Consider the following 25,181-nt stretch of genomic DNA (forward strand, 5'->3'; position numbering starts at 1 on the left):
ATGCAGATAAACGCATAATGTCTTGGATTTTATTCCCCTTAAAGCGAGCCGACTGATCATCGTTGACCAAGGTTTTAAGAAAACGGGTGTTTGAGTGCGGCGACGAAGCATAGCGCGAGTTACGTTTTCGCCTTGGGCAACGCATGAGCAGTGGGGCTTTCGAGCGGAAGTGGGGTCGCATTTTCTTTGGATACTTTCTTTTGGCGACACAAAAGAAAGTATCTCACCGCAGGTGAAATACTAACTAGCCGCTTAGGCTAAGTTGCTGAAATCATGACCAAAAGCTTTGGGGCAAAAGAGAGTGCATTCAACTAAGCGAATACTGCTTTGGCTTTTATTCCCCTTAGAGCGAGCCGACTGATCATCGTTGACCAAGGTTTTAAGAAAACGGGTGTTTGAGTGCGGCGACGTTAGCACCGCGCGAGTTACGTTTTCGCCTTGGATAACGCATGAGCAGTGGGGCTTTCGAGCGGAAGTGGGGTCGCATTTTCTTTGGATACTTTCTTTTGGCGATGCAAAAGAAAGTATCTCGCCAACGGCGAAAACGTTAAGGGGCTTGGTATCTGCCCCCGAAGCTAGAAAAGGCAAAAAGCAAGACCTGACCCTATAGTCTGGGATGTGAGGCGAGTCATCACATTAGACCTGACCCTATAGTCTGTTAGCGGCATTTGAGCCATTTATCGTATTAGTGCGTATGTCAGTCTGATCAATCTTGACTGAACGCATGGCTACGGCCAGTTTACATAGGTTGTTACTTTTGCAACCTGTTCACGAATACATTAACTAAAAAGATAAGAGACTACTCAATGAATAAATCCATTCTGTCGCTTGCGGTATCGCTGGCCTTATTGGCCGCGCCGATTGCTGCCCAAGATGCCAAACCTGCTGCCGAGAAAAAAGAACAAACTTATAGCAGCATGATTGCCAACAAAACCGCGATAAACGGTTTATTTACGCTGTATGTGGATGAAAAAACCGGTGAGCATTTAATGAGCATCACCGAAGCACAACTCGACAAACCGTTTTTATATTTCGCGAAAACGTTAGATGGGGTGACTGATGCAGGGCATTTCCGTGGCTCGTATCGGGGGACCAAGCTGATTGAATTTCGCCGTTACTTTGATCGCATTGATGTGATCAGTAAAACACCACGTTTTTACTTTGACCCAAACAGTGCTTTAGCGCGCGCCGCGGATGCCAATATTAGTGAAGCGGTACTAGCTACGCTAAAAATTGAAAAGCAACAGCAAGATAAGTTTTTAGTTAAAGCCGACAAGCTATTTTTAAGTGAAGACTTAACCAAAGTATCGCCGTGGGCTAACCCAAACGATCCCAATGCCAAAAACCGGTTTAAAGTCGGTAAGTTAGACGAGAAAAAATCACGTATCGTGCAGCATCGTCCTTACCCGAATAACCTTGATGTGGTCGTTGATTATGTGTTCGCCGACAGCAACCCAGGCGTACGTGGCAGCGATGCCTTAAGCGATCCACGCTCTGTTTCTATCAAGTTTCAACATTCTTTTATTGCCTTGCCTGAGAATAATTTTGTGCCGCGTTATGACGACGCACGCATTGGTTATTTCACCACCCAAGCGGACAATATGACGTCAGAAGATTGGGCGCCGTTTCGGGATGTGATCCACCGTTGGGATCTGCAGAAAAAAGATCCGTCAGCGGCGGTATCTGAGCCTGTTAAACCGATCGTTTGGTGGATTGAGAACACCACCCCAGTAGAGTGGCGCGATACCGTCAGAGACGGTGTATTAGCATGGAACAGTGCTTTTGAAAAAGCCGGTATTAAAAACGCTATTGAGGTGCGAGTTCAACCGGATGATGCCGATTGGGATGCGGGCGATATCAATTACAACGTATTACGCTGGACCTCGTCACCACAGCCACCTTTTGGCGGTTATGGCCCCTCGTTAGCGAACCCGCTAACCGGTGAGATCTTAGGCGCCGACATCATGCTTGAATACGTGTTTATGAAGAACCGCTGGATCTACGACAAGCTGTTTACCGAAGGTCGTGCTAGTGAGCTAAGTGCTATTGACGCTCACGAGCATAGCGATGGTTTATATTGCTCTGCCGGTCATCAATTACAAGAAGGTTTTGTGATGGCCGCCAGCTTAGGCAATGGCTTAAACATTGAACAAAACGACATTATGCGTCAAGGCTTAATGGAGTTGGTATTACACGAAGTGGGTCACACGCTAGGCTTAAACCACAACATGCGCGCTTCTAACTTGTGGAATGCCAAAGAAGTGCATGACAAGAGCAAAACCCAAGGGATTTTAACTGGCTCGGTGATGGACTATACGCCTATCAATATAGCCCCACCAGGCATGGCGCAGGGCGATATTTTCCAAACTAAGCCCGGCCCCTATGATGATTGGGCCATTGAGTATGGTTACAGCACCGCGTTAAATGATGCAGCGGCAGAACAAGCGCGTTTAGAGAAAATCTTAGCGCGTTCAGTTGAGCCTGCTTTAGCTTTTGGTAACGATGCGGATGATATGCGTACGCCAGGTCGGCATATCGATCCACGCGTGATGATTGGCGATATGTCTTCAGAGCCTGTTGTGTATGCTGCCGATCGCATGCGTTTGTTAGAGAAAATGATGGCTGAGTTATCAACCACTGCCGTGACTGAGGGAGAGTCTTATCAGCGTTTACTGACCTCAGCCAATATGTTGTTTGGTCAGTACCGCAGCCAAGCCGGTGTGGTATCGCGGCAAATTGGTGGTGTTTATGTCGAGCGTAATGTCGCGGGAGCCCCTACCGACAAGCAGCCTTTAACACCAGTGCCATTAGCGCAGCAACAAGCGGCCATGAAGTTACTCAGCGAAAAAGTGTTTGCGCCGGATGTATTAGCGGTAATGCAGCCGTTATACAGCCAGTTATTACAGCAACGTCGAGGCTTCACGCATAGCGGTCGTAACTTAGATCCTAAAGCGCATGAGATGATCTTAGGCATGCAAAAATCGGTGCTGGATCACATCCTGCACAAAGCCGTGTTACAGCGTATTTCTGACTCCGCTCTTTATGGTAATGAATATAGCTTAACGCGCTTTATGAAAGATCTAACCGACAGCATCTTCGTTGACCCACGTAAAGCCACTTCAGTAAGTCATAACCTGCAAGTGGAATATGTGAAACGCCTGATTGCCGCTGCCGGTTTAGAAAAACCAAGCGACTATGACAATCTGGCGAAAGCGGCCGCCTTGTTGCAGTTGAATAACATTCAAGCTAGCAAGTTACCGCGCAGTGCGGATGACGCCGCAAAAGCACAAAAAGCCTTAATCGATCTGATGATCAGCAAGGCGCTACAAAGCTAAGTGAACCATTAGCGAAAGCCAACACGGCCTAACCCCGATGTGGGTTAGGCCGTTTCATGCGTTAATTAAGAGGGTTACATCACTCAGATAAATTGCTTGGTAATAAATAACCAACACCGCGTACGGTTTTAATCAGTTCTGGCTGCAGTTTTTTGCGTAAGTTATGAATATGCACTTCAATGGCGTTACTTTCGTTATCACCATCCCAACCAACGCTCAGCTCTTCTAGATGCTGGCGCGTTAAAATTTGATCTTTATGCTGTAAGAAATCTTGTAATAATAAAAACTCGCGCCGCGTTAAGTTAACCGCTTGCCCGGCAAAGTCACAGCTATGGTTGGCTAAATCTAACGATACTTTACCCACCGTCAGCACATCATGTCGCCGCGTGCTTTGCCGACGCATCAGTACACGGATCCGCGCTTCTAGCTCACGCACATCAAAGGGTTTAATCATATAATCATCTGCCCCGGCATTGAGTAAACTCAGCTTGGTTTCTAGCTGGTCCAAGGCCGTCAGCACCAGTACCGGTAAGGTGTGTTTTTGTGAGCGTAATTTATCTAAAACGGTTTTAGCAAAGCCATCAGGTAAGCCTAAATCGAGAATAATTAAGTCAAATTCGCTATGATTAATCGCCTGTAATGCCTGGTTACCGGTTTGGCAGTGTTCCAATTGATAACCGACTTTGCTTAGCGCCGTGACAATACCTTGCGCTAATAATTTATCATCTTCGACTAATAACAAACGCATCAACTTGCTCCTGCTGCTGGCTAATTCTGCCAAGACATTAATATTATTCACTTAAGATAGGCTTAACGAGCTCTCGCTACAAGCGAGAACCCGTGTTAGCCATGTTTATAATGGCGAATGAAACACACTATAAAATGCTTAGCGTGTTATTTAGCCTTTTGTTGTGCGAGGCTTAAGGCTTGCATTATTTCTTGGCGACGGCCGAGATCGGCTTGCTCACGGCCGGGTCTATCCGGTGCCGCTAACGCTTTTTCAAAGGCGGCTATGGCGGCTTGATAGTCTTTTTGTTGCAGTAAAAAATCACCGTAAAAATAGTTAGCATCAATACCGTTAGGGTTAACCGCCAGGCCTTTGAGTAAATATTCACGGGCTTTTTTATCGCTACCAAAGCCAACAGGCCAGCCAGGCACTTGATAATACAAAGAGCCTAAGCTGGTATAAGCCGAGCCATCTAGAGCATTGGCATCCAGCTCTATAGCTTGTTCAAATAGTTTGCGTGCCGCTTTCACCTCACTCAGTGCAGATAAACCGCCCACGGCACCGGCATAGGTTGAGCGAATAATCCCTTCCCAAATAAGATAATTCGCATCATTAGCATGTTCAGCACGGGCAGCGCTGGCTTCAGTTAATAACGCTTGATAAGCGCTTTCTTGCTGCTTACCGGTTTGTTGATATTTAATCTCGGCCCAACGCTGTTGCAGCTGTGGTAATTCAATGGCGTGACTGGTCGCGCTGAATAACAAGGCGCTGCTGAATAGGGTACTCACGAGTAACGTTTGATAAGTGTTCATAAAGCCTCTCCTGTCGTCAGCGCTTGGCTAACATTCTGTTTTGCATAGCGTTTAATCACCGGTAATTGACTGGTAATGGCGTTATCGACCACCCCCGGCAATACAGCATTGATGCGGATAAACAGTTTTTCTGGATAACCTAAATCTTGATCGTGCATCTGTGTTGCTTGCAGTTGCCGTAGTACTTGGCTGGCAACCCACTGGGGGCTATCGGCCTTAACCTTTAATTGCTGATTCATTTGCTGCATCGCCGTACTATTCATCTCGGTTTGAGTGGCGCGTGGCGCGATATGACAAACTTGACGTGGGCTATCGGCCCACTCACGGCGTAGTGCTTGAGCAAAACTGCGCAGGCCTGCCTTACTGGCGCCATAAGCGGCGAAACCGGGATAACCGATGGCGCCCAAGCTCGAACCAATATACAGCAAGCGCGCGTCGGCACTTAAGCGCGGCAATAAGCTCTGTGTTAGCTGCATTGGCGCCAGTAAATTGGTATTAATTAGCTGGCTTAGCTGCTCTGCATTTTGATCGCCCAATAAAGCAAAGTGGTTAGTGCCGGCAGCAAACACCACGGCGTCTAATGGCTGTGTGCCTAAGTTCTCTAGCAGGTGCTGTCGACCAGCGTTACTGGCAAGATCAGCGATGACAATATGCGCTGGCCGACTGAGCTTAGCGGCTAAAGTCTTTAATGCCGCTTCGTTTCTACCGGTTAACCAGAGCGTTGCGCCTGCTTGGTCCAGTTGCTGTGCTAAAGCCTGACCAATCCCGCCACTGGCACCGGTTAATAAGACGGCTTTAGCCTCTAATGTCATGCGGCCTCCTGCTGCGATGGCGCGTTTTCGATACTGCGAAAAATATTGCCATACAACTGATAAAATACTTTTGCAGCATGAATAATGGCAGCTTGATCAGCGCTATCGGTAATGGTGTCCATTAACTTTTCAAAAAACGTCAGATGTTCAATATCCAAGCTGCCGTGTGAACGCAAATAACTAAAGGCTTTATTGGGTAAGCCCAATTGCTTTTGAATAATGTCTGCTGCTTGTGTAGCCAAATTAACACTGGTGCCTTCCAGCACTAATACCATACCGAAAAACGCTAACGGATTTTTGCGCAGCACGGTGTCGTAGGCATAAGCCACCATTAACTCGGTTGCTAGGCGGGGTTGGCCATGTCGAACGCTCTCTTTGTCCACACCACAGGCGGCAACATCGTTTAACACCCACTCTTGATGGCCTAATTCTTCTTCAATATATTCGGCAATGGCTTCGCGATAATATTCTTGGTCGCTACGCAGTCTGCTGCCAACGGCCATTAGCAAGGGCACCGTATGCTTAACATGGTGGTAGGCTTCGGTTAAAAACGCCTGATACTCAGCTAAAGTAAAGCTTTGATCGGCTAAACAGCGCTGGATCAACGGTGCGGATAACAGGTATTGCCGCTCATTGCTGGTTTGTGCCATTAGTGTGTTAAAAAAACTCATAAGTTAACTCCTCTTTGGCAGCGACTGCCATAATGGTTGGAATAAGCGGATCGGGTTGTTGCTGATATAGCTGCTCAATGGCAGTTTGATACTGCTCAATAATCGGCTGGCGGCGCAATCGGCCATTGGCGGTTAGTTGCTGATTCGCTTGGGTAAAAGGCGTGTTTATCACCAGCACCGTTCGCAGGCGCGCATAATCAGGTAATTGCGTATTAAGTTGGCTTAATTGCTGTTGTAAAGTCTGCTTGCTGGCATTAGCGCGAAGTGTTAGCACCACACTTAACCAAGGCTTGGCATCTCCAAGCACCATCGCCTGAGCAATGGCGGGACAACTTTGTAATTCGGCTTCGAGCCATTCTGGCGAAATATTTCGGCCATAACTGCTGATCAGCAGATGTTTGCTGCGCCCTTGGATCACCAAATAACCGTCTTCATCCAGATAACCGAGATCGCCGGTATCTAACCACGCCTCTGGATCGCGTGGCATTTCACCAAGGTAACCACTAAAAAGCTGGCCATTCACTTCAATATGTTGCTGACGCACACGTACAGCAACATGGGGTAGGGGTTTACCCACACTGTTTTGACGTTGCTGTTGTGGTAAATTTAACGCGACAACAGAGCCTGCTTCCGATAAACCATAGCCTTGAAAAATCGGTAACTTTAGCGCTGCCGCCTGAGTTAACAAAGCTTTGGCACAATGGGCACCGCCTACGGCGATAAAGCGAAAGGTACGGCTTAGCTCAGGATGCTGTCGGCAGATCAGCAGTAATGCTTGTAGCAGCTGCGGCGTTAAAATCAAACTGGCTGGTCGATATTGCAATAAGCTGGCAATAAAAGTCGGTAAATCTAAACCCGAGCTGCCAGCTAGGCCGGTTTTAGCGGCGCTAAGCATTAAAACGCGCTGCCCTAAACGCAGCGGCAAATACACGCCTGCTACGTTCTCTAATAAAGTGGCCAAGGGCAATAAGCAATAATGCAGCTGAGGCGCCCCGCTAAACTGCTCGGCTAAGGCTTGTTGTAAGCCATCGCAGGTGGCGGCTTGTTGTTTCCAGCTGAGGCACACGCCCTTTGGAGTTGAGGTGGTGCCCGAGGTAAACGTAATTTTGCCACTGCTGATCGGCATACTGGTAGCTTGATGTTCGACAGGGTTAAGGCGCTTTGCCCATAAGCCGTTAATAACCGTTGGCTGGCTTTGTTCAGAGGGTTGTGTTTGTAGTACTAATTCGACACCGGCTTCAGCTAACATAAATTGTTGCTGCTGAGCTGAGAAAAACACTGGTACAGGAATGGCAATTTTATTCGCTTGTGCCAACGCCAGATCGGCAATGACCCAGGCGATACTGTTATCACCGCTAATCGCAATGCGTTGATACGGCGAGGCAACCAGCCACGCACTGAGGATCGACACTTGCAAAGCCAACTCATGATAACTGAGTTGTTGTTCGCCATCGTCTAAAGCGATGCGATCGGCAAATTGCAGCAACTGAGCATGCGACACGGGCACGGTATTAAGCATAAGAGTGCTCCAATAGGTTAAGTTCGGTACTGATCTGTGTAATTTGCTCGGAAAATAGCCGTTTGATCAGCTGATAGCGGGTGAGTTGTTGCGCACTGGCTATTGCCGGTAACGCATGCCCTGCCATAACGGTAGGTTGTTTTTGATAATAGCGGCCCCAGCCTGTGGGGTTGTCGGCTAATTTGCTCACGTCAGCAGGGGCCAAAGCCAGCGGTTGATAGTGCAATTTACTTAACAAAGACTGCACTTCACTGGTCGCGGTAAAGGCGATCCATTGGTAAGGCGATGCTATGATCAGTTCGCTTAATACCACCATCAATAACAAACTGCTACCACTGCGACTGGCGACCAAATTACCCACTTCTAAAATGTGTTGGCGTGGTACCTCAATGTGCTGTTGAGCACTTAAAACGTGTTCAATCGGTGCCGGTAAATATTGTTCTAAAAATAAGGGTTGCGTAGCGGCGGCAGTTAAACCCACTACGGCAGTTAATTGCCCAGCGCAGTGCAAGCTCAGTAGCACCGGCATAAAAAAATTGATGTCGGCTTGATGGTGTTGTCGAAATTGCTGTTGAATAAACTGTTCTATCTCAGCGCGATCGGCGCTGTGCCTGGTGTGCAATGTCAATTTACTGCTTTGCAGCGCCAAACAATCGCCAAAAAAAGGGCGGGGCAAAGCGTTAAGAGCAGCGAACTGAGTCATAAGGTGGCCTTAGTAAACGAAACTATGACCAATTTAAATACCGAACCTTAAGATTTTATTAAGACAGAACCAAAGCAGGATCATTTAATACTAAAAGGTAAAAAATTAACGGGGTTTAACAGCGATACCCATGAAAGCGAGCCATTTTCGTATATTTGACGTACCTAATGCCTTATGATTAGGCTTTTATAGCAGCTAAAGCTAGAAAAGTGATATTAGTGAGCACTTTAGCGCTAAGCAATTTTACACGAGGCTATTTTGACGCACGCAGTAGTGGCAGAGCGGTTACCCAGCGCCAAAGAATTATGGTTTTTACCACTGGGTGGCTGTGGTGAAATTGGCATGAACCTGAATTTATACGGTCATGACGGGCAATGGTTGATGGTCGATTGTGGTGTGACTTTTTACAACCCGCTGCAGCCTACCACGCAGACATTAACGGCTGAAGTGCAGGCTGCTGATCCTGCCTTTATTAGTCAGCAGCGCGAACGTCTTTGCGCCATTATCATTACACATGCCCATGAAGATCATATTGGTGCCTTGCCGTATTTGTGGCCACGCTTGCAAGCGCCCGTGTATTGCACGCCCTTTGCCGCAGAAATTTTACGCCGCAAAATTGCCCACTCGGGTTTATCAGCGGATATGCCCATTATAGAAATACCACCGGGCGGCACCTGTCAGTGTGGGCCTTTTGTGGTTAATTGGCTGAATATCACCCATTCTATTCCAGAGCCGCAGGCGCTGCTGATCACCACTGCCGCCGGTAAAGTGTTTCATACCGCCGATTGGAAAATGGATGCGGCACCGATTTTAGGCCGAGCCTTTAAACCGCAAGTGTTTAAACGCTTAGCCAAGCAGGGCATTACTGCGATGGTATGTGATTCAACCAATGCCTTAAAAAGTGGTTTTTCGTTATCTGAAACCGCCTGTTACCAAGCCTTATTAACGGTGATCCAACCGTTTAAACGCCGAGTGGTGGTGACCGGTTTTAGTAGCAATATTGGGCGTTTAATTAGCTTAGGGCGCATCGCCAAGCAAAGCGGCCGCTATTTAGCGCTATTTGGCCGCGCCATGGAGAACATGGTGGGCGCGGCGCGGCAATGTGGCTTTTGGCCAGAGGATATTCCACTGATAGCCAACGAGCATGTGGGCTTTTTACCGCCCGAGGAAGTGTTGGTGGTTGCCACCGGCAGTCAAGGCGAGCCCAAAGCCGCGTTAACCAAGTTAGCAGAAGATCGGCATCGGCAATTATTATTAGAGCCTGATGATTTGGTGATTTTCAGCGCTATGCTGATCCCCGGCAATGAAATGCTGATTTCTCGAATGGTCGATAAATTAAAAGCCAAAAAAGTGCAGGTGTTACAACAAGCCGATACCTTACTGCCCATCCATGTATCTGGGCATCCCAACCAAGGTGAGTTGGATCTGCTCTATCGTTATGTACAACCCGAGATTGCCGTGCCGGTGCACGGTGAAGCTGCGCATATGCAGGCAAATGCCCAAGTTGCGAAGCTCGCGGGTGTGCGCCAACAATTGCTTGGGCAAAATGGCGATTTATTTATCCTAGCGCCACAGCGTCGTTGTGTAGCGGGTTTTGCCCATGCAGGTCGAGTGGCAATTAATAACTAAATATTATTTATATGTTTGTGTTATAAACCAGATTAGACGATCCATACTGCCACAGCAAAGGTCTGCCTGCCTTTGGGTATTGTTCTACTTAACAAAAAAGCCATTGCACTGAAGCTAACACAGCGTTATTTTGCGCTATCAGCTTGTGCTAGAGGCCTCATTTAACCTCGATGCCGCAAACTCTCAGAAAAAAGGAAGCACAATGCAGCGCTTAGCGGTGGCTCAATTATTCGACGGTTCAAATTGGTATCATAATGTAGAAGTGCTGTTAGCGCAGGGGCGGATCAGTCAGATCCAAGCGGCGAGTGGTCAGGTGTTAGCCGGGATGTTAGTGCCAGGCTTTATTGATTTGCAGGTTAACGGCGGCGGCGGCGCTTTATTTAATACCGCACCCACTCGCGAAACCTTGCACACCATGGTACAAGCGCATGCTCAGTTTGGCACCACCGCCATGCTACCGACGGTGATCACCGACAGTTTAAACGTGATGCAACAAGCCGCCACAACCATCGCTTTAGCGCTAAGCCAGCAACAAGCGGGCATTTTGGGCGTCCATTTTGAAGGGCCTCATTTATCGGTGCCGAAAAAAGGCGTGCATCCGCAGCAACATATTCGTGCTTTAACGGCCGCTGAGCTGGCGCTCTATCAGCGTTCCGATTTAGGATGTCGTTTGCTTACTGTAGCCCCTGAAAATGTTTCTGTAGAACAAATTCAAGCGTTAAAAGCCAGCGGTAGCCATGTTTGGCTCGGCCATTCCAATGCCGATGCCGCGACGGTGCAGCAGGCACTTCAAGCCGGGGCCAATGGCTTTACCCATTTATACAATGCGATGTCAGCCTTTACTTCGCGCCAACCTGGTATGGTTGGGGTAGCACTAACAGATGCCGATAGTTGGTGTGGCATTATTCTCGACGGCTTACATATTGATGCGATTGCCGCAAAACTGGCGTTATTAGCCAAGCCGACGGGTAAAGTGGTGTTAGTCACCGATGCGATGTCGCCGGTGGGCACGACCGAAAGCGAATTTGCTTTTTTTGACGGTATAGTGCGCCGCGAAGGCAATAAGCTGACCAATGAAGCGGGCGCGTTAGCCGGTTCTGTATTAGATATGGCGTCGGCGGTACGCTATGCCGTGACAACATTAGGTGTGGCATTGGATGAAGCACTGCGCATGGCGTCGCTTTATCCGGCGCAAGCGCTGGGGATCGAGCAGCAATATGGCCGTTTGCTGCCGGGTTATCGGGCCGATTTTACCTTACTGAATGGTGATTTAGAGGTAGAAGGCTGCTGGATCGCCGGCAAAGCACATTACTTAAAAGCTTCAGAGTAAGCATCAGCATAAACTTTAAGCATGATAATAATCACTATCGCTGGCAGGAAATATGATGGATAAGTCTTTGCGTACACCCTCGACCGTTTCAACGCTAGGCCCGATGTTAATTATCGGCATCTTGTTCTTTGTGTTTGGCTTTGTTACTTGGCTAAATGGTGCGCTGATCCCCTTTTTACAAATTGTTTGTCAGTTAAACGAGTTTCAAGCCTTTTTTGTTACCACCGCCTTTTATATTGCCTACACGGTAATGGCTTTACCCATGTCGTTTTTATTAAATCTACTGGGTTATAAAAAGAGTATGTTGGCGGGCTTACTGATTATGGCCGTTGGCGCGTTATTATTTATTCCTGCGGCACAAAGCGCTTGGTATCCGTTATTTTTATTAGCATTATTTACCTTGGGTACCGGCTTAACGATTTTACAAACGGCGACCAACCCTTATATCGTTTGTATTGGCCCACATGAAAGTGCCGCTATGCGCATTAGTATTATGGGTATTGTTAACAAGGCCGCCGGTATTATTGTGCCGTTTGTGTTTGCCTCTATGGTGCTGAGTAATATCGATCAGTTCTCTGCCGAAGCCTTGGCTAAATTGTCTGAGGTAGAACAGCAAGTGCAATTAGCCACGTTATCAGAGCGCTTAGTGCTACCTTATCTTTATATGACGGGCGCATTATTGCTATTAGCGTTTTTTATCGGTTTTGCCCCCTTACCTGAATTACCCGCCAGCGAGACCGCGACTCAGCGTGACAGCAATCATTTACGTGCAGTATTGGCTAAGCCGCAGTTGGTATTTGGGGTGCTGGCATTGTTTTGTTATGTCGGGGTAGAGGTAATTGCCGGTGATACCATTGCGCTTTATGGCAAGCATTTAGCCGTTGGTCATTTTGGTGTGTTAACGTCTTATACCATGAGTTTTATGGTGCTGGGCTACGTGCTAGGCGTGGTATTGATCCCGCGCTGGTTAAGCCAAGCGCGCGCTTTACAAATCTCAGCATTAAGCGGAATTGGCTTTAGTTTGGGGGTGATCTTTGCTTCAACCGATAGCCAGTGGTTATCGAGCGTGCTGATTGGCTGGTTAGGTTTTGCCACCGTACCTGACTCTGTAATGTTTTTAGCTTTGTTGGGGTTAGCCAATGCGTTAGTCTGGCCCGCTGTGTGGCCTCTGGCTTTAGAAGGTTTAGGTAAATTAACGGCGACAGGCTCAGCGCTATTGATTATGGGCATCGCGGGTGGAGCGGTGTTGCCGTTAACTTACGGTTACCTAGCCGAGCAAAGTGGCAGTAATCAACAAGCTTATTGGTTATTACTGCCTTGTTATGTGTTTATCTTATTTTATGCCTTTAAAGGCCATAAATTGCGACAGTGGGCCGCCGGTTAACGGATGCTGGCGACTAGGGCTGTCGTTGAGATCGCTGATATAACGCCGCGGTTTCTTTGGCAACATGCCGATAAAACGCTTGGTGCTGTAGCGCTGAGGCCGCTGCTTCATCAACCACAACAATGGCTTGTGGGTGCAGTTGTAAGGCGGAGGCAGGGCAAACTGCACTCAGCGGCCCCTCAACTAACGCCTGCACGGCTGGCGCTTTCGCACTGCCAGTGGCAAGTAGCATAATTTTCTTTGCTTCTAAAATGGTGCCAATACCCATCGTGATCGACAAATGTGGTTGATACTCGCCTGCCTTAAAAAAACGCGCATTGTCGGTAATGGTTTGTGCGGTTAACGTTTTAATCCGAGTACGCGACTGTAATGAGGATGTTGGTTCATTAAAGCCAATATGACCATTGCGGCCTAACCCTAATAACTGCAAATCAATACCGCCTACATTTAAAATAAGCTGCTCATAATCCATGCAGGCTTGCCAAGGATCTGCCGCTGCGCCCAGCGGCACATAAGTATGTTCAGGGTTTATATCGATATGCGCAAATAGGTGTTGCTGCATAAAAGCACGATAACTTTGCGGGTGTTCGGGGGCTAAACCGAGGTATTCATCTAGGTTAAAGGTTTTAACCTGAGCAAAGGATAATTCGGCAGCCTGATAAGCCGCAATAAGGCGTTTATATAACGCCAAGGGTGTCGATCCGGTGGCTAAACCTAACACTGAGTTAGGTTTTTGGGCTATCTGCTGTTTAAACACCTTGGCGCCATAGTCAGCTACGGCGGCGCCATCTGCTAAAATCACCACTTGCATGGCGGTATTCCTAAAAAACATTAAGGCCATTAATGTAGCAGGTTTTGACTAGGGCTTGTTGGCGTTTGTAAGAACGTTTCAACCGTTTTAACGCTTCACACACACAAACAGCGCATTACCGCTTTGCGTGTCCCAGGGTTGGATGCTTTGATAATCATGCTCTAACACATGTACTTCAAAATAAGGTGCAAGCAGCGCCAGTAATTCAGTAAAACTCACGGCCACCATGGTATGGCTGTCTTGCCATTGCTCGGTGTGCCCTGCGGTTTCTCGGCTGATGTGTAAATTAAGGGCTTGTTGCTCACCTTGCCCAGAGTAATACCACGACGAGGCAAAGGTAAAACGACTTTGCTGATACTCACTACTATGTGAAGCGGATAATTGATTGCTAATACGTTCTTTATCAACTGCATTAAAACAAAACACACCGCCGGGGCGCAGTGCTTGGCTCACGTGACGTAAGCAGCTTTGTAAACCGGTTAGGCTGGCGCTGTAATGAATGGAGTAAAGTAAACAGGTAATCAAATCGACTGGCTCGGCCAGCTGAAAGTGACACAGATCTTGTTGCATAAACTGCGCATCTGGGCAACGAATAGCCGCCAGATCGAGCATCGGCTGGTTCAAATCTAACCCCGTACATTGAAAACCTTGTTGCAGCAAATGCCAAATGTGCGGCGCGGTACCACAGGCCAAATCAACATGCTGCTTGCCACCATTTCCAAATAACCCGGCAATCCGCGCGATAGCTTGGCTTTGCTGTTGATAATTAATATCGGCACAAAGCACATCGTAATAGGCCGATAAATCTGTGTAGAGCGCATTAGACGAAATCATGGATCGCCGCCTCGGCAAGAAAAGGTGGCGCATAATATAGTAGTTTTGCTGTTTGGCAAAGTGATGTAGTGCTTAAATACTGCACAAAAATGCTTTTGATATAAATGCTGAAATACTTTATTAGAGCAAGGCTATTTTTTTATTAGCAAAAACAAGCAGAGTCGCATATGCTTTTTTATGCATATTATCTATACAAGGAAAGGTATTTTGACGACCAAAACAACCTCACATCAATGGCGTTTTTTTCGCTCAGGCGGCTTTGACCAAGTCTCCATTGAAACCGCCGCCGATTTACTCCACTTAGGCGAACTTAATCCTAAACTTTGGACTGTACTGAATTGCCCGACAACGGGCTTAGAGTTTGATGAGCGCACTTTGGCGCTGATGGATAACGATGGCGATGGCCAGATCCGTGTGCCTGAAATTCTTAGTGCCGTAAGCTGGAGTTGTCAGCGGTTAACCGATGCCAGTGTTATGTTTGCTCAGCCTGGTTTGCCGCTCGCCAGCATTTCTAAAGCGGATGCCGAAGGCGAGGGCATTTATCATGCCGCCGAAAAAGTCATGGCGTATTTGCAGATCCCGGCAGACCAGCCGATTCAGGTGACGGACTTAACCAACACCAGCCAATTGTTTTCACCCAATCACTGTAATGGTGACGGTGTCATTATGCCTGAGCTGACCAGTGATGCAGCGCTACAGCAGTGTATTGCTGAGATCATCAGCACACAAGGTGGCGTAGCCGATCGTAGTGGTGGAATGGGCGTAACACAGGATACCGTCACTAGCTTTTGGTCACAGCTACAAGCCGTGCAAGACTGGCATGCGGCCTATGCCAATGAACAAGGTTTACTGTGCCCGCTAGCAGAAAACACCGCGGCGGCCGTTGCGGTATTTGAGCAAGTGCAAGCGAAAATTGACGACTACTTTGTGCGTTGCCAACTCGCCGCCTTTGATGGCCGTGCCAGTGATAATTTAAACCCGTTAACGTCTATGTACGACGGCCTAGCCAATCGGGTTATTGCCGAGCAAGACAGTGATATTGCGGCTTTACCGTTATCTGAAATTGCAGCAGATCGGGCTTTACCTTTAGTAGATGGCATTAACCCCGCATGGCAAACACAAATTGCTGCGTTAACCAGCAGTGTATTACAACCTTTGTTAGGTGACGATTACGCTGAATTAAACCACGCCGATTGGCGCAAGGTATCCGCTCAACTGGCGGCCTGGCGTAATTGGCAAGCCGCGCGCCCGGCTACGGCGGTGCATGACTTAGGTTTAGATCGCATTAATGAACTGCTAGCCAGTGATTTTAAAGCGCAATTAGAACAACTGATCGCCGATGATTTAGCCGCGAGTACTTTTGCCGATAACTTATTAGCACTGGAAAAGCTAACGCGTTATCAACAAAACCTCGTGACCTTATTGCGCAACTTCGTGACTTTTAGCGATTTTTATCATGGCGATTCAAAAGCGATCTTCCAAGCAGGTACGCTTTACTTGGATCAACGTAGCTGTGAATTAGTGATGCGCGTAGCCGATCCAGCGCGACACGCTTCTATGGCACCTTTTAGCGGCTGTTATTTGGTGTACTGCACCTGTGTGCGCCAAGGTGAAAAACCCATCAATATTGTTGCGGCACTGACTAACGGTGACGTCGATGAATTAATGGTGCCAGGCCGTAACGGTATTTTCTATGATCGCCAAGGCCGAGATTGGCGTGCCAGTGTTACCAAAGTGGTGGCGCAACCCGTCAGTATTCCGCAAGCGTTTTGGTCTCCGTATCGCCGCATGGCGGCCTTTATTGAATCGCAAGTGCAAAAATTTGCTGCCTCCCGAGATAAAGATATTGAAAGCAAAACCAGCAGTAGTGCAGCTTCCCCTACGGCGGTGGCCAGTAGCTTTGATATTGCGAAGTTTGCCGGTATCTTTGCCGCTATTGGTTTAGCTTTAGGTGCTTTAGGTACCGCTTTAGCTGCGGTGGTTGCCGGTTTGTTTTCGTTAGCATGGTGGCAAATACCGATCGTATTAGCGGCAGTGATGTTGCTGATTTCAACACCGTCGATGATTTTGGCCTATCTCACATTACGTCGCCGAAATGTGGGGCCACTATTAGATGCTAATGGTTGGGCGGTGAACACCCGCGCGAAAATCAACGTACCCTTTGGTGCGTCTTTAACCGGTGTCGCGAAATTGCCTGCTGGCGCGAAACGCAGCTTAAGCGATCCCTATGCAGAAAAACCTAGCCCATGGCGTTTGCCACTGCTATTAGTATTTTTAGCAGGTGCAACTTGGTTAGGTTGGTGGCATTTCTTTAGTTAATACGTGAAATGGGTTGAAGTTGGCTTTGATTGCCGAGCTACCCAAAAAAATCCCCCTAAGCCTTAATGACTGCGGGGGATTTTTTATTGCCGTGTCACTACACATAACGCAACAGTTGAAAATTTGGGCCATTAAGAAGCAATACTGTTTTAAGTTTCGGTATCCGTGCTACGTAAATCGTACATTTTATACTTTTCAATTAAGGCATAGAGTGTGGGGCGAGTAATACCTAAAAGATCGGCAGCCTTAGATAAGTTACCTTCAGTCATCATATGGGCTTGGCGGATTGCTTGAGTTTCAACGTCTTCACGCATTTGCCGTAAAGTTTGCATCTTAATATTGCCATTTGGGGCCACTAAGCCTAAATCTTCGGCATCAATTTGCTTTGACTCTGCCATGATCACTGCAGATTTAACTTTGTTCTGCAATTCACGAATATTGCCAGGCCAACTATGCGATAGCATGGCTTTGGTTGCCTGCTCAGAAAAGCCTTGCACATTAGAATGGTATTCTTCATTAAAGCGCTGCAATAACGCTTTAGCGATTAAAATAATATCGTGACCACGGCTACGCAGTGGCGGGATGCGCAGGATGATTTCACTCACCTGATAAAAGAGATCTTCGCGGAAGGTTTGTTGGCTGACCATCTCTTGTAAATCGCGGTGCGTTGCGCAAATAACGCGAACATCCACTTCAATTTCACTGCGGCCACCAACACGCTCAATAACACGCTCTTGCAAAAAACGCAGCATTTTAGCTTGTAAGCTTAAAGGCATATCGCCAATTTCATCCAGCAGCAAGGTACCGCCATTAGCGCATTCAATTTTACCAAGGGTCGTTTTAACTGCGCCGGTAAAAGCACCTTTTTCATAGCCAAATAATTCGCTTTCAAGCAGGTTTTCTGGAATAGAGGCACAGTTAATGGCAATAAAGGGTTTATCGGCGCGAGCGCTTTGCTTATGTATGGTGCGCGCAAACACTTCCTTACCCGTGCCGCTCTCACCCAATAATAGCGTGGTTATTTCAGTCGGGGCTATTTTCTCAACCACACGACAAGCTTTGATCATTGCCTCGCTGTTGCCTAAAATATCCGTCTGTTGCTGCGAGTTGTTTTTTAGCGCTTTGTTCTCTTTTTCTAGCTCGGTTAGCTTAAAGGCGCGTTGTAAAATGATGTTAAGTACATCGGCATCAATCGGTTTTTGATAGTAATCATAGGCACCCAGAGCAATAGCTTGCAGGGCATGGCTATTATCGGTACTACCGGTTAACACTATAACCTTAGTATCGGGCGCTGTGCCTAAAATGTCAGATAAACACGCTAGGCCTTCGGTCGCATTTGTCGGATCCGGAGGTAAGCCTAAATCAAGGGTAACAACCGAGGGCTCGTAGCGTCTAAGATGTGTCATCGCTTGTTGCCGATCACCAGCAAAAACTAATTCGTAATCGCTCAAGCTCCACTTTAATTGTTTTTGGATCCCGAGATCGTCTTCAATTACCAATACTGTTTTCATGGCTATAACGTTCCTTGCGCTGAGAGGTAAGTGGTTTCTTCTTCGTCTACTTCCGATTGTAAAGGAAGATGGATACTAAAAGTAGTTCCTTCACCTATGGTGCTACTGACTTTGATTGAACCACCTGCTTGCTCAATAAAGACTTGTGCATCGTACACGCCAATGCCCATGCCTGCATTGCCTTTTGTCGTGTCAAAGGGTTTAAACAACCGATGTTCAATAAAATCAGCGCTCATACCACAGCCAGTATCGCAAATATTCAGCAACAAATCGGTCGATGTTGTTTGCATATACACCTTTATGCTTCCAGTAGACGGCGTGGCATGTTGGGCATTATCTAATAAGTGAAACATCACATTCGCAAAGCGGTGTTGGTCTAACATTAGCTGACAATCTTGCCTAACAATCAGTTCTGGTTGTGGTGATTTTACCGCACAGCGTTGCTCAATAACTTGGCTGATTATTTCTGCTACCGAGAAGCTGCGCTGCGGGCGCTCGTTGGATTGCTTCGTGGTCAGTTGCAACAGCATATTATCTAAGCGTTGTTGCATCGACTCTAAAGTACTGAAGGTATCATCAATAAATTCAGGGTTGTGCCGGTGCTTTTGGGCGTTGCGTAAGGTTAAATCTAACTGTGCCTTTACGTTTTTTAAATCGTGCACTACAAAAGCTGACATGCGGCTAAAGGCAATAAACTGAGCATTTTCACTGAGCTTATCACTGTGCTGCATCAGCAACAGCAGGGTAGCAATTTGCTCTGATACCACAGACAGATAATCCCGCAGCTCCCAGTTTAATTGCAGCTTTTGCTCGTTACCTGCCTGCATAATACATACGCCCCAAAGGCCTGCTTTAGTGCGAATAGGCAGCAGCAATTGCAGTTTAAGCTGATCTTTTGCTAAATCAGCCGTTAATGCCCCTTGCGGCTCGGTTAAATCAATCTGCCAGTTTTGGTTGGCGTATTGGCTTTGATAACGCTGTAATAGCGTAACCTCAGCTTCAGTTAAGGGGGCTCTGCCATGCAGTGCCAATATTTTTAACTCGCCTTGCGGCCGATATTGCACAATGGCCCCTTTGCCATAATTAATGCTTTGTAACCATACTTGCAAAATTTTGTGATGGCGATCAACATGGCTAATATCAATTTGCTTTAAGCCACTGGTTAGTGCCAACCACTTTTCACGATAATCAAAACTATTGGCAAAAAAATGTTTTTCAATAAATACTTTTAAGCGCCTGCGGATAGTGCCAGATAACACCAGCAGTAGCATCAAAGCAAAACCGAGCACAATAAAACTGGTTTGCAGTAACTCAGACCAACTGCCGCCAATGTAGCGTAGATAAAAGCCCGTTATGGCCAGTAATAGCAGGTATACCCCTGCGGCCATCACTAAAGTGCTTTGTAAAACAATATCTCGTGAAATATAGACATTAATGCCCCATGCCTCGATGCGCCGAATAGCGATAACTAAAAACGGGATCATCAACGTAAAAATAAAGCCACGAGCTTGCCACAGGTGTGAGTCTATTCGGGCAAATAAAGCCGATTCCGCAAGCAACACAAAATCAAACAGTATGCATACCGCTAAGGCAATCAGCAGGGGTTTAAACTGCCAGCGTTGTTGCACATTTGTTTTACGGTAAATCGCTTCTAAAATAGCCAGTTGCAGTATAGCAATAAGTAAATTACCCACATAAATAAGATGCTGACTCATCCAGTGGTTTAAGCCAACGGCAGTCCACAGTACAAAGCCGAGTAGAGTTGCGATAACCGATTTATTCAAAAAAAAGTTTTGCCAATCTCCATGATGTTTAAGTGCGGCAAGTAAGAACAGTGATAACAGCAGATTGCGACTATTTTCTACAAGGTAAGATCCGGAATTGACGTAGGGAAGTTGCAATGACCACGCATAATAACCCGCCCACACCACACTAACGACGCTAAAAGCAAACAATAAGCCACGCTGAACCGAGTTGCTTTTAGTGGTTAAAATCAATAAAGCAAAGATGAAATAGCTTATCGCCGCGATGCCAAAGCCTAGTTGTTCTGCAGAAATGTCGATCACGTTGGATAACTCTTATCAGTTAGATTTTAATTGTTGAATATATTTGGCAGGAATTGCGTAACTGATGCCACTGGGATCTGATAACACAGACTCTTTACTGGCTTTAATATAGGTTTGGTTAATAACGCCAATAACCTCACCGTTAGCAGCATTATACAGGGGGCTACCGCTGTTGCCGGGATACGCTACCGCGTCGAGCTGGTAAATTAAGTAAGGTTGGCGCAGCTGCCGTAAAGCGGCTGCATGCAATTGGCTGGCTTGATCCGCAGGGATAATAATGGGCGAATGTGCCGCGATAATGCCTCGGTGGGTTGCTGGATAAAGCCCTAACACACTGGTAATAGGGTAACCAGTGAATGCAATTTCAAGCCCTTCCGGTGCCAGTTCGCTTTGGCTACTTAATGTAACAGCAGGTAATTGACTGTCGATGCTTAACAAAGCCAGATCATGCTCAGGTGCCAAACGGCGCGAGGTGATCTGGTGTTGTTTGACTTGCTGCACCGAGCCCGATAACACCACATATGTCTCCATTTTACTTTCATCTAAGCCGCGGCTGACTACGTGATAATTGGTGACCACTAGATTACCTGGGCTAATCACAAAGCCTGTACCCACTAACTGTATCCGCGGTGAGGCAGTCGGGTTATATATGCCTATCGCTACTACCGAAGGTTTTATTTTTTTTATAACATCAACTAACTGTGCATTGCTCATCGAAGAAAATAAAGCCAATATACAAAGTAAGAAAAATCGGTACAAATGCATCTTAATTACCATCAGTATTATCCTTAATTGAGCTAATATTATCTTACTATGCTAATTTTTGCCTGGCAGAGCTAGGAAAAAACGCTGTTTCTACACCATACTACAAAAGAGAGACCATAAACTAATTTTGCGTATGCAGCCGCAAAACTCACTTAAGAAATATTGTTTAACGCTAAATTAATTGTTGCTGCTTATAGATGGCTGATTTATAAGGTATGTATATCGGCAACTAAAATTCCATAGCAAGGTAAAGTAATGATTGACGTAGTTTAGATGATTGCTTGGCGCGTTGCTAAACAGCGAATTGAAATTGTAAATAGAGGATATAATGAAAAAAATCAGCAGCTTTGCAGATAATCCGGTTATTGGGGGCGTAGTAAAAAAAGCGATATCTTCGCTCGCTAGTAAAGATGCTAAAAATATATCTGAGCATTTTTCTCACTATTTACAGCCAACCATTGCTAATAGTCATGCTTTAAGAGAAGAAGTTTACCGTTTACGGCATCAAGTTTATTGTGAAGAATTACAATTTGAACAAACCAACTCCGTACACCAAGAAAAAGATGATTTTGATGAACACGCTATTCATTGTTTTGTTAGACACTTATCTTCAAAGCAACTCGCAGGAACAGTGCGCTTAATATACTCTCGTCAGCCAGATGAATTATTACCTATCGAAAAATATTGCGCGCATGCCATTACCGATAAACATATTTTCCCAGGGCGTTTTGCCCGAGAAGAGATCTGTGAAATATCTCGCTTAGCGGTTCCTGCCGCATTTCGAAAACGGGCTGTCGATAATTTTGCGGGCGCGGCTACGGGTGCCATTGATCACACTACGTTCTCTGCCACAGAATTACGCTGCTTTCCATATATAGCCATTTGTTTGTATATGTCTGCTGCTGCTATGTCTTATAAAACCAAACGTTATTATGGTTTCGTGATGATGGAGCCTCGCTTAGCAAAAAGTTTAAGTTACGTAGGGATTAAATTTCATCAACTCGGTGATGCGGTTGAATATCACGGTTTACGTGCAGCATACTTTATTGATTCGCGTGAATTACGTAAAACGCTCAGTGGTGGCTATCAATCATTATTAAAATCGGTTGAACACGAGTTATTTGGTGAGTTATCAGAAGAAATGTTGTTAGAACCCAATGAACGCTTACTAGGCTGGAGCCTTTAAGCTATTCGTTTAACAAGGAAAGGGTATGTTTGATTATAACCGCGCGTTTTCTCGTAATCTCGGTTGGGTTACAGAAACCGAGCAACAACAGCTAAAACATTTCAAAGTGGCTATTGCTGGGTTAGGCGGGGTAGGTGGTGAGCATTTACTCACATTATGTCGTTTGGGGGTGCAACGTTTCAGTTTGGCTGATTTTGATCAGTTCGATGTGCATAATTTTAACCGACAGGCCGGTGCCAATATTCACACTGTTGATGAAGATAAATTAGCTGTGATGGCGAGAATGGCCGCCGAAATTAATCCTGATGCTGAATTAACGTGTTTTGAGCAAGGGGTAACAGCTGAAAATGTAGATGCATTCTTGGCTGATGCCGATATTTACGTTGATAGCTTAGATTTTTTTGCTTTAGATGCCCGCAAATTGTTATTTAAACGCTGTGAAGAGCTCGGCATACCCGTTGTTACGGCAGCACCTTTAGGAATGGGCTGCGCTTTTTTAAGCTTTATGCCAGGTAAGATGAGCTTTGAACAATACTTTTGTTTTGAAAACCACAGCCGCGAAGAACAACTCCTACGTTTTTTAGTTGGCGTATCGCCAGCCATGCTACAACGCGATTACTTGGTAGATGACAGCCGCGTCAACTTTCGTGAAGAGCGGGGCCCTTCAACTGCTATGGCAGTAAAACTATGCTCTGGTATCGCAATAACCAACACCCTAAAAATCTTGTTAAAAAGAGGGCCGGTGATCAGTGCTCCTTACGGTATACATTTTGATGCTTACCGCAATAAATTTACTAAAACATGGCGGCCGTTTGGTAATAAAGGTTTGCTGCCGCGCATTATGTTGTTTATTGCCCGCCGTATCGTTCTGAAAAAATAAGAGCGCAAGTTCCCAATCAATAAACGCTGCTAAATGCCCCTATTGCGTGGCATTTAGCAGAACGAAATCGCCCTAAAAATCCTACTTTAAACACCGCTGTGTTAGCGTTTCCCCTTAGCGCCAATACCGCATTTTGTATTATTAGTAAGTACCTTGGGTTGTTTTGCGCGAGCACCAATAGGTAAAAAGCTCTATTGTTGTTGAAGAAGGCTTATTACTTTTTATTATGAAAAATCGTTTATTTAACCAGCAATATCGATTTAGCTACTCCGAGAAAAACTCCCAGAACGGCTATTTTTGTCAGGATAATTTACAGATTTTGTTTTGATTTTAAGTTGGATTTTTTAAGTTGTTGTTTATAGGCGTCTTTTATTTCTGGCACGCGTTGTGCATTAACTGGAGAGAGTTATTTAATTTTTTGAAAGGAACAAAAAATGAAAAAGTTCACAGTTTTAGCAACCATAATGGCTGCAGGTTTATTTGCTAGTAATGTTAATGCTGCACCAATCAAAATTGATGCGTCTGCTGTTCCTGGTGTCGTAGGTGCAAGCATGACTGATGCATTCGAATTTTTAACATTAGGCACTTTCAATCCTTTATCTATTTATACACCGTCAAATCCAATGATGGGTATTCAAACTGGCGATGCGGTTAAAGATGTTGGTACGGCAAATATCAGTGCTTTAAACCCGTTAGCTTTTGGGGACAACACCGGTGGTTTCCTCACTAATTGGGGTATGAAAGTTAGTTGGAACTTAGCTGGTACTGCAGTTGTTATTCCAACTCCAATTAGTGCTCCAAACACTACTTATTTAGGGCAGTTTAATGCCGGTACAGTAGCATTTAGTATTTGTAGTACTCCTTCTGTGTGTACAAATGTACTTAACTTAAGCATTACTGGCTCACAATTAAACGACCCACTTTCAGGCGCGGTTGGTATTGAAGTTTTCGGCAAAGTATCATCAGCAATGGCTGGCGTGTTCTTTGATGCATCAGGCACTGACTTCGCCACTAAAATCGGTACAGGCGAAATGGTTTTTGGTATCGCAAGCAGTGATATTTTTGGTGTACAAAATGCGCCAACTTCAAACTTCTGTCGTGTTGGTAATACAGCAACAGGTGCTTTAAAAGCGGGTGCTGCTGCAGGTGATTTATGTCGTTCAACAACTTTAAACTCTGTTGACATTGCTTTTGTACCAGAACCTGCTTCATTAGCCATCTTAGGCTTAGGTTTAATGGGCATGGGTTTCTCAGCTCGTCGTAAAAACAAAGCTACTGCATAATAGCTTTAATTAGATGATAAAAATCCGGCACAGGTTGCCGGATTTTTTTATATGTGCTTCTTAATAATAAAAACAGCTTGCGGTATGCATTTTTCGTTGAACCTTTACTAATTTGCTTTGTTAAATTCTTATCTTGATGCCGTTTTAATTTCTTATTCACGCCATAATATACAATCACTTAAGTTGTAATCTTATTTAAACGCCTGCCTTAATAACTTTGGTTAAATCGCTAAACCAGCGTCTTGATCTAGTATGCTTAGAGCTTTAGCCATAACGATTTAGCCATCGCAAAATCTCCATGTAATGGCATCGTTTTTTTGCTTCGAATGTTCAACGACTTAAACTAATGCTGTTTTAACGCATTCTTACTTTGAATAAAAACAATGGCATTGTAAATATGGATGCTTTTAATGAAGGGTATTACCGTGGAAGAATTAAAAAAACCTCAGAAAAGGTTGCTGGTATTGGTAACGCTTATTATCAAATATCGACCACACAGCCATAAGCAACAACATGACTGAGCAAAACTGGTATTTGTTAGACCTGTTTAAGCGCTTATGTGTAGTTTAGGTGCGATAGCCTTGAGCTTAAAAGTGACGAAGAT

The 25,181-nt window shown here is 45.8% G+C and carries 19 protein-coding genes; 8 read left to right on the forward strand and 11 right to left on the reverse strand.

Annotated features, from left to right (window positions below; translation table 11 throughout):
* Positions 1-806: 806 nt before the first annotated feature.
* Positions 807-3,335: a zinc-dependent metalloprotease gene (locus JAO78_RS07660; protein WP_226750790.1), complete on the forward strand. Its 2,529-nt coding sequence runs from the start codon at positions 807-809 to the stop codon at positions 3,333-3,335.
* Between the two features lie 79 nt (positions 3,336-3,414).
* On the opposite strand, the gene JAO78_RS07665 is transcribed toward JAO78_RS07660, so the two are convergent.
* From JAO78_RS07665 to JAO78_RS07690, 6 genes are all read right to left on the reverse strand, one after another.
* A complete protein-coding gene (locus JAO78_RS07665; RefSeq protein ID WP_226750791.1) occupies positions 3,415-4,083 on the reverse strand; it encodes a response regulator in 669 nt (222 codons plus the stop codon).
* A 146-nt stretch (positions 4,084-4,229) separates the two neighbouring features.
* Positions 4,230-4,874, reverse strand: a complete 645-nt coding sequence (locus tag JAO78_RS07670; RefSeq protein ID WP_226750792.1) for a tetratricopeptide repeat protein — start codon at positions 4,872-4,874, stop codon at positions 4,230-4,232.
* The gene (locus tag JAO78_RS07675; protein ID WP_226750793.1) at positions 4,871-5,686 is read right to left on the reverse strand and encodes an SDR family oxidoreductase; all 816 of its coding nucleotides are present in this window, start codon (positions 5,684-5,686) and stop codon (positions 4,871-4,873) included. Before JAO78_RS07675 ends, JAO78_RS07670 begins: the two co-directional genes overlap by 4 nt.
* Positions 5,683-6,357 carry an iron-containing redox enzyme family protein gene (locus tag JAO78_RS07680; RefSeq protein WP_226750794.1) on the reverse strand — a complete coding sequence of 225 codons (675 nt, stop codon included), beginning with the start codon at positions 6,355-6,357 and terminating at the stop codon, positions 5,683-5,685. The genes JAO78_RS07675 and JAO78_RS07680 overlap by 4 nt, the downstream gene beginning before the upstream one ends.
* On the reverse strand, positions 6,344-7,876 hold the full coding sequence (locus JAO78_RS07685; RefSeq protein ID WP_226750795.1) for an AMP-binding protein: 1,533 nt from the start codon (positions 7,874-7,876) through the stop codon (positions 6,344-6,346). Before JAO78_RS07685 ends, JAO78_RS07680 begins: the two co-directional genes overlap by 14 nt.
* The gene (locus JAO78_RS07690; RefSeq protein WP_226750796.1) at positions 7,869-8,579 is read right to left on the reverse strand and encodes a thermostable hemolysin; all 711 of its coding nucleotides are present in this window, start codon (positions 8,577-8,579) and stop codon (positions 7,869-7,871) included. The genes JAO78_RS07685 and JAO78_RS07690 overlap by 8 nt, the downstream gene beginning before the upstream one ends.
* A gap of 342 nt (positions 8,580-8,921) precedes the next feature.
* On the opposite strand from JAO78_RS07690, the gene JAO78_RS07695 reads away from it, so the two are divergent.
* The 3 genes from JAO78_RS07695 to JAO78_RS07705 all read left to right on the forward strand — a co-directional run bounded on the left by JAO78_RS07695 (position 8,922) and on the right by JAO78_RS07705 (position 12,922).
* Entirely contained in the window at positions 8,922-10,208 is a 1,287-nt protein-coding gene (locus tag JAO78_RS07695; protein ID WP_226750992.1) for a ribonuclease J, read from the forward strand.
* Positions 10,209-10,410: 202 nt separating this feature from the next.
* The gene (gene nagA / locus JAO78_RS07700) at positions 10,411-11,538 is read left to right on the forward strand and encodes an N-acetylglucosamine-6-phosphate deacetylase (protein ID WP_226750797.1); all 1,128 of its coding nucleotides are present in this window, start codon (positions 10,411-10,413) and stop codon (positions 11,536-11,538) included.
* 55 nt (positions 11,539-11,593) lie between these two features.
* A complete protein-coding gene (locus JAO78_RS07705; RefSeq protein ID WP_226750798.1) occupies positions 11,594-12,922 on the forward strand; it encodes a sugar MFS transporter in 1,329 nt (442 codons plus the stop codon).
* A gap of 13 nt (positions 12,923-12,935) precedes the next feature.
* Here JAO78_RS07705 and nagB read toward each other — a convergent pair whose 3' ends face one another.
* Positions 12,936-13,733, reverse strand: a complete 798-nt coding sequence (gene nagB / locus JAO78_RS07710; RefSeq protein ID WP_226750799.1) for a glucosamine-6-phosphate deaminase — start codon at positions 13,731-13,733, stop codon at positions 12,936-12,938.
* Between the two features lie 87 nt (positions 13,734-13,820).
* Positions 13,821-14,564: a class I SAM-dependent DNA methyltransferase gene (locus tag JAO78_RS07715; protein WP_226750993.1), complete on the reverse strand. Its 744-nt coding sequence runs from the start codon at positions 14,562-14,564 to the stop codon at positions 13,821-13,823.
* 210 nt (positions 14,565-14,774) lie between these two features.
* Between JAO78_RS07715 and JAO78_RS07720 the strand changes: the two genes are divergently transcribed.
* Entirely contained in the window at positions 14,775-16,886 is a 2,112-nt protein-coding gene (locus tag JAO78_RS07720) for a hypothetical protein (protein WP_226750800.1), read from the forward strand.
* A gap of 149 nt (positions 16,887-17,035) precedes the next feature.
* Here JAO78_RS07720 and prsR read toward each other — a convergent pair whose 3' ends face one another.
* The 3 genes from prsR to JAO78_RS07735 are packed head-to-tail and all read right to left on the reverse strand — an operon-like array spanning position 17,036 to position 21,240.
* Positions 17,036-18,397 carry a PEP-CTERM-box response regulator transcription factor gene (prsR, locus tag JAO78_RS07725; RefSeq protein ID WP_226750801.1) on the reverse strand — a complete coding sequence of 454 codons (1,362 nt, stop codon included), beginning with the start codon at positions 18,395-18,397 and terminating at the stop codon, positions 17,036-17,038.
* A gap of 2 nt (positions 18,398-18,399) precedes the next feature.
* Complete coding sequence (gene prsK / locus JAO78_RS07730) at positions 18,400-20,463, reverse strand: XrtA/PEP-CTERM system histidine kinase PrsK (protein ID WP_226750802.1); 2,064 nt, start codon at positions 20,461-20,463, stop codon at positions 18,400-18,402.
* 15 nt (positions 20,464-20,478) lie between these two features.
* Positions 20,479-21,240 (reverse strand): S1 family peptidase, encoded by a 762-nt coding sequence (locus tag JAO78_RS07735; RefSeq protein WP_226750803.1) that lies wholly within the window; start codon positions 21,238-21,240, stop codon positions 20,479-20,481.
* A gap of 316 nt (positions 21,241-21,556) precedes the next feature.
* Between JAO78_RS07735 and JAO78_RS07740 the strand changes: the two genes are divergently transcribed.
* The 3 genes from JAO78_RS07740 to JAO78_RS07750 all read left to right on the forward strand — a co-directional run bounded on the left by JAO78_RS07740 (position 21,557) and on the right by JAO78_RS07750 (position 24,577).
* A complete protein-coding gene (locus tag JAO78_RS07740) occupies positions 21,557-22,414 on the forward strand; it encodes a PEP-CTERM/exosortase system-associated acyltransferase (RefSeq protein WP_226750804.1) in 858 nt (285 codons plus the stop codon).
* Positions 22,415-22,439: 25 nt separating this feature from the next.
* On the forward strand, positions 22,440-23,294 hold the full coding sequence (locus JAO78_RS07745) for a ThiF family adenylyltransferase (RefSeq protein WP_226750805.1): 855 nt from the start codon (positions 22,440-22,442) through the stop codon (positions 23,292-23,294).
* A 434-nt stretch (positions 23,295-23,728) separates the two neighbouring features.
* Positions 23,729-24,577: a PEP-CTERM sorting domain-containing protein gene (locus JAO78_RS07750; RefSeq protein ID WP_226750806.1), complete on the forward strand. Its 849-nt coding sequence runs from the start codon at positions 23,729-23,731 to the stop codon at positions 24,575-24,577.
* Positions 24,578-25,181: the final 604 nt, after the last annotated feature.

The organism is Alishewanella maricola, assembly GCF_016343785.1.
Taxonomy (GTDB): domain Bacteria; phylum Pseudomonadota; class Gammaproteobacteria; order Enterobacterales; family Alteromonadaceae; genus Alishewanella; species Alishewanella maricola.

Coding starts and splice junctions, on each gene's coding strand:
- JAO78_RS07695 (WP_226750992.1), top strand. CDS start 8,922: ATGAACCTGAATTTATACGGTCATGACGGGCAATGGTTGATGGTCGAT.
- JAO78_RS07660 (WP_226750790.1), top strand. CDS start 807: ATGAATAAATCCATTCTGTCGCTTGCGGTATCGCTGGCCTTATTGGCC.
- JAO78_RS07745 (WP_226750805.1), top strand. CDS start 22,440: ATGTTTGATTATAACCGCGCGTTTTCTCGTAATCTCGGTTGGGTTACA.
- nagB (WP_226750799.1), bottom strand. CDS start 13,733: ATGCAAGTGGTGATTTTAGCAGATGGCGCCGCCGTAGCTGACTATGGC.
- JAO78_RS07680 (WP_226750794.1), bottom strand. CDS start 6,357: ATGAGTTTTTTTAACACACTAATGGCACAAACCAGCAATGAGCGGCAA.
- JAO78_RS07690 (WP_226750796.1), bottom strand. CDS start 8,579: ATGACTCAGTTCGCTGCTCTTAACGCTTTGCCCCGCCCTTTTTTTGGC.
- JAO78_RS07740 (WP_226750804.1), top strand. CDS start 21,557: ATGAAAAAAATCAGCAGCTTTGCAGATAATCCGGTTATTGGGGGCGTA.
- JAO78_RS07675 (WP_226750793.1), bottom strand. CDS start 5,686: ATGACATTAGAGGCTAAAGCCGTCTTATTAACCGGTGCCAGTGGCGGG.
- nagA (WP_226750797.1), top strand. CDS start 10,411: ATGCAGCGCTTAGCGGTGGCTCAATTATTCGACGGTTCAAATTGGTAT.
- JAO78_RS07670 (WP_226750792.1), bottom strand. CDS start 4,874: ATGAACACTTATCAAACGTTACTCGTGAGTACCCTATTCAGCAGCGCC.
- JAO78_RS07750 (WP_226750806.1), top strand. CDS start 23,729: ATGAAAAAGTTCACAGTTTTAGCAACCATAATGGCTGCAGGTTTATTT.
- JAO78_RS07665 (WP_226750791.1), bottom strand. CDS start 4,083: ATGCGTTTGTTATTAGTCGAAGATGATAAATTATTAGCGCAAGGTATT.
- JAO78_RS07735 (WP_226750803.1), bottom strand. CDS start 21,240: ATGGTAATTAAGATGCATTTGTACCGATTTTTCTTACTTTGTATATTG.
- JAO78_RS07705 (WP_226750798.1), top strand. CDS start 11,594: ATGGATAAGTCTTTGCGTACACCCTCGACCGTTTCAACGCTAGGCCCG.
- prsR (WP_226750801.1), bottom strand. CDS start 18,397: ATGAAAACAGTATTGGTAATTGAAGACGATCTCGGGATCCAAAAACAA.
- JAO78_RS07685 (WP_226750795.1), bottom strand. CDS start 7,876: ATGCTTAATACCGTGCCCGTGTCGCATGCTCAGTTGCTGCAATTTGCC.